10 protein-coding genes are annotated in these 13,558 nt (G+C 59.1%); 8 read left to right on the top strand and 2 right to left on the bottom strand.

Going from position 1 to position 13,558, the window contains the following annotated elements; all coding sequences use genetic code 11:
• From D8U18_RS13695 to D8U18_RS13715, 5 genes are all read left to right on the top strand, one after another.
• A partial coding sequence (locus D8U18_RS13695) for a phosphoadenylyl-sulfate reductase (RefSeq protein ID WP_131107809.1) occupies window positions 1-740 on the top strand: 740 nt, incomplete at its 5' end.
• A 583-nt stretch (window positions 741-1,323) separates the two neighbouring features.
• Window positions 1,324-2,865, top strand: coding sequence for an NCS1 family nucleobase:cation symporter-1 (locus D8U18_RS13700; RefSeq protein WP_131107810.1), 1,542 nt, complete (start codon window positions 1,324-1,326; stop codon window positions 2,863-2,865).
• 56 nt (window positions 2,866-2,921) lie between these two features.
• Complete coding sequence (locus D8U18_RS13705; RefSeq protein ID WP_130906130.1) at window positions 2,922-3,650, top strand: aspartate/glutamate racemase family protein; 729 nt, start codon at window positions 2,922-2,924, stop codon at window positions 3,648-3,650.
• 449 nt (window positions 3,651-4,099) lie between these two features.
• Window positions 4,100-5,500: a GABA permease gene (gabP, locus tag D8U18_RS13710; RefSeq protein WP_131107811.1), complete on the top strand. Its 1,401-nt coding sequence runs from the start codon at window positions 4,100-4,102 to the stop codon at window positions 5,498-5,500.
• Window positions 5,501-5,608: 108 nt separating this feature from the next.
• On the top strand, window positions 5,609-6,721 hold the full coding sequence (locus D8U18_RS13715) for a GlxA family transcriptional regulator (protein WP_056856942.1): 1,113 nt from the start codon (window positions 5,609-5,611) through the stop codon (window positions 6,719-6,721).
• A 37-nt stretch (window positions 6,722-6,758) separates the two neighbouring features.
• On the opposite strand, the gene D8U18_RS13720 is transcribed toward D8U18_RS13715, so the two are convergent.
• Window positions 6,759-7,682: a LysR family transcriptional regulator gene (locus tag D8U18_RS13720; RefSeq protein ID WP_131107812.1), complete on the bottom strand. Its 924-nt coding sequence runs from the start codon at window positions 7,680-7,682 to the stop codon at window positions 6,759-6,761.
• Window positions 7,683-7,806: 124 nt separating this feature from the next.
• Between D8U18_RS13720 and D8U18_RS13725 the strand changes: the two genes are divergently transcribed.
• Window positions 7,807-8,553 carry a 3-oxoacyl-ACP reductase family protein gene (locus D8U18_RS13725; protein ID WP_130906127.1) on the top strand — a complete coding sequence of 249 codons (747 nt, stop codon included), beginning with the start codon at window positions 7,807-7,809 and terminating at the stop codon, window positions 8,551-8,553.
• A 51-nt stretch (window positions 8,554-8,604) separates the two neighbouring features.
• Here the strand turns inward: D8U18_RS13725 and D8U18_RS13730 are convergent, their stop codons facing one another.
• Complete coding sequence (locus tag D8U18_RS13730) at window positions 8,605-9,780, bottom strand: MFS transporter (protein WP_130906649.1); 1,176 nt, start codon at window positions 9,778-9,780, stop codon at window positions 8,605-8,607.
• Between the two features lie 237 nt (window positions 9,781-10,017).
• Here D8U18_RS13730 and D8U18_RS13735 point away from each other — a divergent pair, with 237 nt between their 5' ends.
• Entirely contained in the window at window positions 10,018-11,541 is a 1,524-nt protein-coding gene (locus tag D8U18_RS13735) for a family 2 encapsulin nanocompartment cargo protein terpene cyclase (RefSeq protein WP_131107813.1), read from the top strand.
• Window positions 11,542-11,651: 110 nt separating this feature from the next.
• Window positions 11,652-13,475, top strand: a complete 1,824-nt coding sequence (locus tag D8U18_RS13740) for a glycoside hydrolase family 15 protein (RefSeq protein WP_131107814.1) — start codon at window positions 11,652-11,654, stop codon at window positions 13,473-13,475.
• Window positions 13,476-13,558 lie beyond the last annotated feature (83 nt).

The following is a 13,558-nucleotide window of genomic DNA, read 5'->3' on the forward strand; positions in this document are numbered from 1 at the left end:
TGAGCCCAACGTTCGACGTCGTGGAACTCGCCACGACCTATGCCAACAAATCCGCCCAGGACATCCTGAAACTCGCGTTCGCCGAGTTTGGCGATGACTTGTGGATATCTTTCAGCGGTGCCGAGGATGTGGTGCTGGTGGACATGGCCTGGAAGCTGAACAAGAACGTCAAGGTGTTCAGCCTCGACACCGGCCGCCTGCATCCCGAGACGTACCGTTTCATCGATCAGGTGCGCGAGCACTACAAGATCGACATCGAACTGGTGTCACCGGACTACACCAGGCTCGAACCGTTCGTGAAAGAAAAAGGCCTGTTCAGTTTCTACAAGGACGGTCATGGCGAATGCTGCGGCATCCGCAAGATCGAGCCGCTGCGTCGCAAACTCTCCGGCGTGAAAGCCTGGGCCACCGGCCAGCGTCGCGACCAGAGCCCCGGTACCCGCAGCGCTGTTGCGGTGATGGAGATCGACACCGCGTTCTCCACCCCGGAACGCACCTTGTACAAGTTCAACCCGCTGGCACAAATGACCAGCGAAGAAATCTGGGGTTACATCCGAATGCTGGAATTGCCCTACAACAGCCTGCATGAACGCGGCTTCATCAGTATCGGCTGCGAGCCCTGCACTCGTCCGGTGCTGCCGAACCAGCACGAGCGCGAAGGCCGCTGGTGGTGGGAAGAAGCCACCCAGAAAGAATGCGGGCTGCATGCCGGCAACATCATCAGCAAATCCAACACATAAACCACTGTAGGAGCGAGCCTGCTCCGGGCGGCGTTCCGACGATGGTCGTCAACGATAACGCTGGGTGACTGATACCCCGATGCGTTCTCGGGTTCATCCCGAGCAGGCTCGCTCCTACAGGACGCATGACCCTCTCAACAAATGTGTACACACGAATGTCACCATCGGTGCCATTTATGTGTGCACTTTTTGTTTAAACGCCCCCTAAAGTTACATTTCTGCTGGTGCATGACGGCGTCAGCCTTGCGCAGAAATTCCCTTCCTGAAATAAATACCTGTTCAAACGGTCAATTTATATCGACGATTTTTCAGTGACTTGGCGAAAAGCCATAACAAAACGAAATGAACAACGGAATTCATAGAACGTAAGGCTGGCATGGATCTCGCTTAAGTGCATGCATGTTTTGTATACAATACATTCAAAACATACACACACTTTAGATCCGCAAGCCTGAAGCGCCCTATCCCGTACAGGCTGCAGATGCCCCGTAACCAATGATATTCGCTACACCGCGACGAAGATTTGTCGAGCCATGCGCTCATGCACAGTCATCGCGGCGTCGAGCATCAGGAGCCTGCCGGAATGCCTACAAGTCTTTCAAACAACAAACTTGCGCTGGATCTGCCCTCCTCCCACACCCCACCAACCGCTGTCGATCAGTTCCTTGATTCCTCTGTGGTGCTCAGTCCTCGCCTGCACAACAAAGACCTGGCGCCGACCAAGGCCGAAGGCCGGCGCTGGGGTCGCTATAGCATCTTCGCGTTGTGGACCAACGACGTGCACAACATCGCCAACTATTCGTTTGCTATCGGTCTTTATGCGTTAGGCCTTGGCGCTTGGCAGATTCTCCTGTCCCTGGGGATCGGCGCAGCGCTGGTGTATTTCTTCATGAACCTGTCTGGCTACATGGGCCAGAAAACCGGTGTGCCGTTTCCGGTCATCAGCCGGATCAGCTTCGGCATACACGGGGCGCAAATTCCTGCGTTGATCCGCGCGGTCATCGCCATCGCCTGGTTCGGCATTCAGACGTACCTGGCCTCGGTGGTCTTTCGCGTCTTGCTGACGGCGATCCACCCCGGCTTCGCCGACTACGACCACGACTCGATTCTCGGCCTGTCGACCCTGGGCTGGGTCTGCTTCGTGGCGATCTGGTTCGTGCAGTTGGCGATCCTCGCCTACGGCATGGAAATGGTGCGGCGCTATGAGGCGTTTGCCGGACCGGTGATTCTGCTGACCGTCGCCGCCCTCGCCGGCTGGATGTACGTTCAGGCCGACGCAACCATCGCCTGGTCAATTCGCGAACCGCTGAGCGGTGGCGAGATGTGGCGCAACATCTTTGCCGGGGGTGCGCTGTGGCTGGCGATCTACGGCACGCTGATCCTGAACTTCTGCGACTTCGCCCGTTCGTCGCCGTGTCGCAAAACCATCAAGGTCGGAAATTTCTGGGGCCTGCCGGTCAATATTCTGGTGTTCGCCACCATTACTGTCCTGCTGTGCGGCGCTCAATTTCAGATCAATGGCCACATTATTGAAAGTCCTACAGAGATTATCGCCTCGATTCCCAACACGTTCTTCCTGGTCCTCGGCTGCCTGGCATTCCTGATCGTCACCGTGGCGGTGAACATCATGGCCAACTTCGTTGCCCCGGCGTTCGTGCTCAGTAATCTGGCGCCGAAGTACCTGACGTTCCGTCGTGCCGGCCTCATCAGCGCGGCCATCGCCGTGCTGATCCTGCCGTGGAACCTCTATAACAGCCCGCTGGTGATCGTGTACTTCCTCTCTGGCCTCGGCGCCCTGCTGGGTCCGCTGTATGGCGTGATCATGGTCGACTACTGGCTGCTACGAAAAGGCCGGATCAACGTGCCGCAGTTGTACAGCGAGGACCCGAACGGCGCTTATTACTACAGCCGTGGGGTCAATTTGCGCGCCGTGGCGGCGTTTATTCCCGCAGCGTTGATCGCCATCGTCCTGGCACTGGTACCGGGCTTTCATTTGGTGTCGCCATTCTCCTGGCTGATCGGCGCTGCGATTGCAGGGTTGCTTTACCTGATCATCGCCAAACGCCAACCGCACTACGCCGACATCAGCGGCGAAGCCATTGCGGTCGACAACGCCAGCCACTGACTCCATCGCGGCCCTCCAGCGTCGGGCCGCGAAACCACCCGCTATAAGGAGCTCCCATGCGAATTCTCGTGGTCAACGTCAACACCACCGAATCCATCACCCAGGCCATCGCCCGCTCTGCCCAGGCGGTGGCCGCGCCCGGCACGGAGATCGTTGGCCTGACGCCTTTCTTCGGTGCCGACTCCATCGAAGGCAATTTCGAAAGCTACCTGGCCGCCATCGCCGTCATGGACCGGGTGATGTCCTACGATCAGCCATTCGATGCGGTGATCCAGGCCGGATACGGCGAACACGGTCGCGAAGGCTTGCAGGAGCTGCTCAACGTCCCGGTGGTGGACATCACCGATGCCGCGGCGAGTACCGCGATGTTTCTCGGTCATGCGTACTCGGTGGTGACCACCCTCGATCGCACGGTGCCGCTGATCGAGGATCGCCTGAAACTCTCGGGTCTCTGGGATCGCTGCGCGTCGGTGCGGGCCAGTGGGTTGGCGGTGCTGGAACTGGAGCACGAGCCGCAACGCGCACTGGAGGCCATCGTGCATCAAGCGGAGTTGGCAGTGACTCAGGACAAAGCGGAAGTCATCTGCCTGGGCTGCGGCGGCATGGCCGGGCTCGACGAGCAGATTCGCCAGCGTACCGGGGTGCCGGTGGTGGATGGCGTAACGGCGGCGGTGACCATTGCCGAGTCGTTGGTGCGTTTGCGGTTGTCGACGTCAAAAGTGCGCACGTATGCGACGCCACGACCGAAGAACATCATTGGCTGGGCGCAGAAGTTCATGCGCTAGATCGCGTTATCGTTCATCGCCGACAAGCCCGGCTCCCACTGAATCTGTGGGAACATGGCTTGCCCGCGATAGCAGCACCTCGGTCTTGAGCCTGACTCAAACCGCACTGAACCACACTCCCCCCTGCGCACTGCCCTGACAGCATCCTCGTCAAAACGAAGCCATCGCACCCGGCCATTCCGTGACCTGTCGGTACCAGGCATGAACGCTGAACCCTCGCGTGTCGATATCAGGCCAGGAGGCGACGCGGACAGGCAACTGAATCGTAGGACAAGCCGGGTAAGGTGGCGCGTCTTTTCATCTCAAAAACCACATCACGATGATGGGTTTGATAAGAACAGCAGCGTTTGAACGGTGCCGCTTTGAATGGGTGCACAGCAGTCGACGAATGATGGTTCGTCGCTGTTATCAACACGCTTAAATGTCGATCAGCAGAGAAAAATAAACCAATGATTAGCCCGAGCTCAAAGGATTCCAATGGCCAATTGGCGCAGGGCTTCAAGCCTCGTCACGTAACAATGCTATCCATCGCCGGGATTATCGGCGCCGGTTTATTCGTTGGCTCAGGACACGCTATTGCAGCGGCTGGCCCGGCAGTCCTGCTGGCCTATCTGTTCTCCGGTCTGCTCGTCGTTCTGGTCATGCGCATGCTCGGGGAAATGGCGGTAGCCAACCCGGACACAGGCTCGTTCTCCACTTATGCCGACCAAGCGATAGGTCGCTGGGCTGGCTTCACTATCGGCTGGCTGTATTGGTGGTTCTGGGTGCTGGTGATCCCTATCGAAGCGTTGGCCGCAGGCCACGTGTTGAACCAGTGGTTCCCTCAGATTGATTCCTGGTTGTTCGCTTTGGTGTCGATCATTGCTTTAGTGATTACCAATCTGTTCAGCGTTTCCAAATACGGCGAATTCGAATTCTGGTTTGCCATGGCCAAGGTGGTGGCGATCATTGGTTTCATCGGCGTGGGTTTTGCCGTGTTGATGGGTTGGGTTCCCGACCGAGAGGTCAGCGGCTTGAGCGGCCTGATGGCCGAACACGGCGGGTTTGCTCCTAACGGCCTGTCGGCGGTGGTAGGTGCCTTCATCACGATCATGTTCAGTTTCATTGGGACCGAGGCGGTCACCATCGCTGCCGCCGAATCCAATAATCCGGCGCAGAACATTGCCAAGGCCACGCGTTCGGTGATCTGGCGCATCGGGGTGTTTTACCTGCTATCGATTTTCGTCGTCATCTCCGTGGTGCCCTGGAACGATCCACTGCTCGCCCAGGTAGGTTCCTACCAGCGCGCACTGGAAATCATGAACATTCCCCACGCCAAGTTCATGGTGGACGTGGTGGTCCTGATCGCCGTGGCCAGCTGCATGAACTCCTCGATCTACATTGCTTCGCGCATGCTGTATTCGCTGGGCCGCCGTGGAGACGCGCCGAAAGCGCTGAAGGCAACCTCCTCGGAAGGCGTGCCGCGTGCAGCAGTCATTGCCAGCACCCTGCTGGGCGCATTGATCACTGTGTGGAGCTGCTTCATGCCCGCCGGGCTGTTCAACTTTCTGCTCGCCAGCTCCGGTGCGATTGCCTTGCTGGTGTACCTGGCCATTGCGGTGTCGCAGCTGCGCATGCGCCGAATGTTGCGTCGGCAGAACATCGAGCTGACCTTTCGCATGTGGCTGTTTCCATGGCTGACCTGGCTGGTCATTGTGTTCATCTGCGCAGCGCTGGCCGTCATGATGATCACCCCGGAGCACCGCACCGAAGTCAGTTCAACCATCGGACTGGCGTTGGCGATTTCCCTTATCGGCCTGTTGACGTCGCGTCACCCCGCCCAGGCTGCGAGCGTGACCTCGGTGGGATAAACCACAAAGGTACACGCGTAAATGGTAATACCGCCCACGCCAAGCGTGGCGGTATTACTCGTTCCAGCCGCTCAGACCGCAACCGATCCCTGCCAGGAAATGCCCCCGATGTCATCGAAGCCCACCGTGCCCGACGGTACGACTCAATCCGTCGGTTTTCTGCTGCTGGATCAATTCACCCTGATTTCCTTGGCATCCGCGGTCGAGCCATTGCGCATGGCCAATCAGTTGTCGGGGCGAGAGCTGTATCGCTGGCATACATTCAGCTCCGATGGAGCGCCTGTCTGGGCCAGTGACGGTGTGTCGATCACGCCGGATGCTTCATGGAACAATCCCTGCGTCGCGGACACGGTCATCGTGTGCGGTGGTATCGGCATCCAAAGCGTGATTACCCGCGAACACGTTACCTGGCTGCAAGCCTTGGCACGTCAATCCAGACGATTAGGTGGCGTGTGCACCGGAAGCTGGGCACTCGCAAAAGCCGGGCTTCTCGACGGCTACGAGTGCAGCGTGCATTGGGAATTTCTGGCCGCCATGCAGGAGGCTTTTCCACGCGTGAGCATCAGTGCAAGTCTCTTCACCCTGGACCGAAACCGGCTCACTAGCTCCGGGGGAACAGCGCCACTCGACATGATGCTGCACCTGATCGGTCGCGATCATGGTCGTGAATTGTCTGCAGCCATTTCCGAGATGTTTGTTTACGAGCGGATACGCGACGAACAAGACCACCAGCGCGTTCCGCTCAGGCATGTGCTGGGCACTCATCAACCCAAGCTGCAGGAGATCGTAGCGTTGATGGAAGCCAATCTCGAAGAGCCGATCGAGCTGGATAATCTTGCAGAATATGTGGCTTTATCACGTCGACAGCTGGAACGGCTATTTCAGAAATACCTGCACTGTACGCCGTCACGCTACTACCTGAGGTTACGTCTTGTTCGGGCGCGGCAACTGCTCAAGCAAACATCGATGTCGATCATTGAGTTGGCGTATGTCTGCGGTTTCGTCTCCACGCCGCACTTTTCCAAGTGCTATCGCGAGTACTTTGGTGTGCCCCCCAGTGAAGAGCGTACCGCTAGCGACATGAGCCGCAAACCGCCATCACGGGAGACGATGCAGCCGCCATCGTCCAAACCACTGACCGCATTCGACCAGGCACGAAACGAATCCACCTTTGCCAGTGTTCGAATGATTGATCGTTCTCAATTGTCGCAATCATGCTGACTGGCCGCCCCTGTCGCGCCTCGGTCGACCGCCATGCTCAAAGCGCACTGAACCGCCCCGCCAATCCCCGCTCTGCAAACTGCTCAATAATGAAATCGACAAACGCCCGGGTCTTGCCCGGCAACAGTTTGTGCTCGGCGTAATAGATCGAGATATTGCCGTCATCGACATACCAGTCCGGCAAAACCCGCTGCAAGGTTCCGGCCTCCAGATAGCCCACGGCGAATGGCATGCTCACCAGCGCGATGCCGAGGCCTTGGGTCGCCGTGGCACAGGCGGCTTCCGAATCACTCATGGTCATGCGCGCCTTGAGGGTCAGCGGACTGTGTTGCTGAGTGCGGCTGGTCAATTGCCAGGAACGCACGCGCCCCGTCTGCGGCGAACGAATCAGAATGCCGTCGTGTTGCCCGAGATCGTCGGGTTCGACAATGGCTGGGCGCTTGGCCAGGTAATCGGCGCTCGCCACCAACACCCGATGGGCCGGCGTCAGTTTGCGCGCCACCACGCCTTGAGGCAGTTCGAATCCGCCACCAATCGCCGCATCGAAACCCTGACCGATCAGATCCACCTGGCGGTTATCGAAATGCCAGTCAGGATTGATCGCCGGATAACGCCGCAAAAATTCCCCCAGCAACGGCACGATGTACAAACGTCCGAACACCGTGCCCATGCTGACCTTCAGCGTTCCGGCCGGACGTCCCTCGGCGCTGGCGAGGTTGGCCACCGCATTCTGGATGGTGTGCAGGCTGGCGCTCACCTCACTCAGAAACAACTGACCGGCCTCGGTCAGCGTCAGGCTGCGGGTACTGCGCTGAAACAACCGCACGCCCAGCCGTGCTTCCAGCTTGGCCACGCTCTTGCCCACCGCCGCAGGCGTCAGGCTCAGGCGGCGCGCGGCTTCGGCGAAGCTGCCGACTTCGGCGCTGCGCACAAAGCATTCGATACTGCTGAAGGTTTCCATAGGCGCCACTATAAACTTTTGGTTTACACAGACTATCTCAATTGCGGTCTACTCAGAGGGTAATCCTCAATCGATACTAGGCTCCATCAACCCGGCATCTCGCCTGGGGACTTTGGAGAACGAAATGACTACGCAGAACCTCAGCGGCAAAGTGGCTTTGATCCAGGGCGGTTCCCGCGGCATCGGTGCCGCCATCGTCAAACGCCTGGCCGCGCAAGGCGCGACGGTAGCCTTCACCTATGTCAGTTCCACCGCCAAGGCTGAAGAACTACAAAATGGCATCATCGCGGACGGCGGCAAAGCACTCGCCATCAAGGCCGACAGCGCCGACGCCGAAGCCATTCGTAACGCCGTGAATGTGACGGTGGAAACTTTTGGTCGCCTGGATATCCTGGTCAACAACGCCGGCGTGCTGGCCGTGGCTCCATTGGAAGATTTCAAACTTGAAGATTTCGACCAGACCCTGGCCATCAACGTGCGCAGCGTGTTCATCGCCACTCAGGCCGCTGCCAGACACATGAGCGAAGGTGGTCGGATCATCAACATCGGCAGCACCAACGCCGATCGCATGCCCTTCGCCGGTGGCGGCCCGTATGCCATGAGCAAGTCGGCGTTGGTCGGCCTGACCAAAGGCCTGGCCCGTGACCTCGGCCCGAAAGGCATCACCATCAACAACGTGCAACCAGGCCCGGTGGACACCGACATGAACCCGGCCAGCGGCGACTTCGCCGATAGCCTGATCCCGCTGATGGCGGTCGGTCGTTACGGCACGGTTGAAGAGATTGCCAGTTTCGTTGCCTACCTGGTGGGTCCTGAGGCGGGTTACATCACCGGCGCGAGCCTGACCATCGACGGTGGCTTTGGCGCGTGATGGTTTGAACAAGATGCAGATCCGGGAGCGGACCTTTCCGCTCCCACAGGGTCAACCTTTCAGGTGGCGATAACTCTGTACCGCAGCGCCGAACACCACAGCACCCGCCGCAATCGCCAGCCAGAACCCGCTTCTGGCGCCGAATGCATCGACCATCCAGCCCGAACCCGCCGCACCGATCGCCACGCCGATACTCAGCCCGGTGACCAGCCAGGTCAGGCCTTCGGTGAGCTTGGCCGGCGGCACGATCTGCTCCACCAGCGCCATGGCGACAATCAAGGTCGGGGCAAAAAACAGCCCGGCAACGAACACCGCCAATGACAAGCCGAGAATGTTTACCGCCAGCAACAGCGGCAACGTCGTCACCGCCGTGGCAACCCCGCCGTAAAGAAACAAACGCGGCAACGGCACTTTCGAACGCAACGCACCGAAGGCCAAACCAGCCATGCAGGAACCAATGGCGTACACCGACAGCACAATGCTCGCCGCCGCCGGTTGCCCCTGCTGTTGCGCGAAAGCCACGCTGACCACGTCCACCACGCCGACAATGGTGCCCATGGCGACCATCAACACCATCAGCAACTGGATTTCGGCGCTGCGGATGATCGACGCCGCATGATGTTTTTCATGGGGATGCACCGGCGGCTCAGTGCTGCGCTGCAATACAAATGCGGTGACGCCGATCGCCAGCATCAACAACGCGGCCAACGGCCCCGCCTCGGGAAACGCCACCACGCACAACCCCACCGACAACGGTGGCCCGACGATGAAGCAGACTTCGTCCAGCACCGACTCCAGGGCATAGGCGGTTTGCAGTTGCGGCTGACCGCGATACAACTCGGTCCAGCGCGCCCGCACCATCGCCGACATGCTCGGCATGCAGCCGGCTATCGCAGCGAACACAAACAAGGTCCAGTTCGGCGCCTGCAAGCGCGTACACAGCAACACCAGCAACAACGCCCCACCACCGATCAATGCCGACACCGGCAGAATCCGCCGCTGGCCAAAACGGTCCACCAGCCGCGATACCTGCGGCGCACAAAACGCCGTGGCCAACGCAAACGTCGCCGCCACCGCGCCGGCCAACCCGTAGCCACCCTGCAACTGCGAGAGCATGGTGATCAGGCCGATGCCCGTCATGGAAATCGGCATGCGCGCGATCATCCCGGCCAGCACGAAGGCCCGGGCGCCGGGGGCTTTGAACAATTCGCGATAGGGGTTGGCCATGGATGCAGCTCTCGTCAGTGGCCGTGCAAATTGCCATAAGGCGCAATGGCGCGAAAGCGTGGAATTGTTGGTTGAATGTGAAGCCCCTTTCACCAGCGCATTGGCCAGGATCTGGCCGCCCTTGCGGCACCCATCAAACTGAACTAGATTTTCCATCCACCACGCGTCACGTCTGAAGTTCACTAGCATTCTGGTCCGCAGTAACGTCCGGTAGCGAAGACACACAGGAGTCTTGCTATGGAAGAGTTACTGATTCTGGTCAGCCCAAAAGACCGCCAGACCGGCTTCGCCCCCAAGATGCAGGTCCATCAAAAAGGACTGCGTCACCGCGCCTTTTCCGTGTTTATTTTCGATCGCAACGCACGTCTGTTACTGCAACAGCGCGCACAGGGCAAATACCACTCGGCAGGCCTTTGGACCAACACCTGTTGTGGCCATCCGCGTCACGGTGAACGAACGCTTGCGGCAGCACAACGACGGTTGCATGAAGAAATGGGCCTGTCCTGCAAGCTGTTGAAGGTCTCGACGCTGCTCTATCACGAATCAGTCTCGAACCAGTTGATCGAGCACGAATACGACCATGTATTTGCTGGCATCTGCGATATCGATCCTGTTGCCAATCCTGAAGAAGCGCAGGATTGGCAATGGCTTGAGCTGTCGAAAATCCCCGATGCCCTCAACGCCACGCCGCAGATGTTTACCGCGTGGTTTCACCGGATATTTGAACGGTTTGGCCTCGACGGCGTGCGACATTGGCAAGAGAGTGCCGTGAGCTTCACACCGAGCCGCCGGCCAAAGCCGCGCTGGCAGGTACCGCCGCTGTATTGCCCGATGCCTGTCAGAATCGATGAAGCACTCGCCGCAGAAGTCGATGAACGGCTTATGAGCTGGATCGAAAAAACCGGTATTTTCGCTGGCCAGCAGCACAAGATCCGTGCCTCAGGATTCGGCAGGTTCGCCATGTTGTGCCATACCGACACCGACGATCCGGATCGTCTGCTGCTATCGGCCCAATGCATCGCCGCATTATTTGCCGTCGATGACTATTACTGCGATGACGAAAGCACCGGGTCGGTACCGGCACTCGTTGGCTCGCGTTTATCCATTGCACTCGCTGCACTTGAACCTGCACACCTGACCGAAGGTTTTCGCACTGATCTGGAAAAGGCACTGGACAGCGATCCCGTGCTGGTAGGCCTGCGCGCATACATGGGGCGGGTCGGCGAATTCGCCACACCCGCGCAAATCGCCCGGGTCCGTCATGAAATCATCGCCATGTTCGTCACGATGACTGCCGAAGCTGCCTGGCGTATCAACGGCGTGACGCCTGCCCTCTGGGAATACCTGGCTCAGCGCCAGACCAACAGTTTTCTGCCCTGCATGTCGCTGATCGACATCATCGGTGGCTATGAGCTGCCGGCCAATGTTTATTGCGCTCCGGCCGTGCGGCGGGTCACGACGCTGGCCGCCAGCGCAACCATCATCGCCAACGATCTGTTTTCGGCGCCCAAGGAAAGCCTGGCTGAAGTAGGCGACTTCAATCTGCCGCGGCTGTTGATGGCGGAACAGGGCTGCTCAATCGAAAAAGCCATGCAGCTCAGCGCAACTATTCATGACGATGTGATGCGCCTGTATGAAAGCGCCGAACAAGCGCTGCTGACGGATCAAAACCCGCAACTGCAGCGTTATCTGGCAGGGGTGAAAAGTTGGGTGGCGGGCAGTCTGGAGTGGCATCGCCACAGTGGTCGATATCAGATCTGACGGGGACAGGCCTAGTGGCTTGGGTGAAGATGATTTCGGGCTCGGCATGAACTCTCACGGGTGCCCGCCAGTCAGCTGATTAAGTCCCAGGTTCCCGGAGTTTCGCGACAATGGCCGATCACCCCGAAAGCCAAAGCCCCATCGACGCCCACGGTATTATCGGCGACATGCGCAGTGCCGCATTGGTCAATGACAAGGGCAGCGTGGATTTTTTCTGCTGGCCGGAATTCGACAGCCCGTCGATTTTCTGCGCCCTGCTGGACAGCCCCGAGGCCGGGATATTCCAGTTGTCCCCGGACTTGCCCGATGCCCGTCGCGAGCAAATCTACCTGCCGGACACCAACGTATTGCAAACCCGCTGGCTCAGCGATCGCGCCGTGGTCGAAGTCACCGACCTGCTGCCCATCGGTGACAGCGAGGACGACCTGCCGCTGCTCATGCGCCGGGTACGGGTGGTCAGCGGCAAGGCAACTTTTCATATGTGCTGCGCCGTGCGACACGACTATGCCCGCGCCACGACCCGTGCCCGTCTCGATAAAAAAACGGTGATTTTCGAAGCCACCGATCAACCTTCCCTGCGCCTCGCTGCGGATCAGGCGTTACACATAGCGGCCCATGCGGCCGTCGCCGAATTCACCCTCGAACAGGACCAGACCGCCGAATTCCTGCTCGGCGCCGTCGACGATCCGCGCTTCAAGGAAGGCGCTACGCAACTTTGCCTGCAACGTACCTTGAAGTTCTGGCGCGACTGGATCGGCCAGTCCAACTACCGCGGTCGCTGGCGGGAAATGGTCAACCGTTCAGCCCTGGCGATGAAGCTGCTGACCTCGCGCAAACATGGCGCCATCCTCGCCGCTGCAACTTTCGGCCTACCGGAAACCACTGGCGGCGAACGCAACTGGGACTATCGCTACACCTGGATCCGTGATGCCTCCTTCACCGTGTATGCCTTCATGCGTTTGGGCTTCGTCGAAGAGGCCAACGCCTACATGCGCTGGTTGCGCGAACGGGTCAGTGACTGCCGCGGCCGGCCGATGAAACTCAATATTCTGTATGGCATCGATGGTCGTCAGGAGCTGCCGGAAATCGAACTCACGCACCTGTCCGGTCATGGCGGGGCGACACCGGTGCGCATCGGCAACCTGGCTTACGCCCAGGTACAACTCGACATCTTCGGCGAGCTGATGGATGCGGTGTACCTCGTCAACAAGTACGGCGAAGCCATTTCCCACGAAGGCTGGAAGCACGCTGTGGAAGTGGTCGATCAGGTTTGCGAAAGATGGAACCAGGAAGACGTCGGCATCTGGGAAATGCGCGGCGAGCAACATCACTTTCTGCATTCGCGTCTGATGTGCTGGGTGGCGCTGGACCGGGCGATCCGTCTCGCCTCGAAACGTTCGCTGCCGGCCCCGTTCGCCCGTTGGGACCAAACCCGCCAAGCCATTTACGCCGACATTTGGGACAACTTCTGGAGCGAAGAGCACGGGCATTTCGTCCAGCACATCGGCGGCACCGGCCTCGACGGATCAATGCTGCTGATGCCGTTGGTGCGCTTCGTCAGCGCCAAGGACCCACGCTGGCTGGCGACCCTCGACGCCATCGAAAAAAACCTGGTGCGCGACGGCATGGTCTACCGCTACCGCAACGAACATACCCACATCGATGGCCTGCCGGGCACAGAAGGCGCGTTCGCTGCCTGTTCCTTTTGGTACGTTGAATGCCTGGCCCGCGCCGGACGCTTGGAAAAGGCCCATCTGGAGTTCGAGCAACTGCTGCGTTATGCCAACCCGTTGGGACTTTACGCCGAAGAGTTCGACAGCCACGGGCGGCACATGGGCAATACGCCGCAAGCGCTAACGCACCTGGCATTGATCAGCGCTGCGTGTTTTCTCGATCGAAAATTGAGTGGCGAGAAGAGTTTTTGGCAACCTTGAACGGGGTGTTGAACCGGCGGTCAATGGACGCTTCGCCTCAGGTTTGTCGAATGCCCATGCCCTACATTTTTTAAACGAAATCG

Source organism: Pseudomonas sp. Sample_10 (genome assembly GCF_004321495.1).
GTDB lineage: Bacteria > Pseudomonadota > Gammaproteobacteria > Pseudomonadales > Pseudomonadaceae > Aquipseudomonas.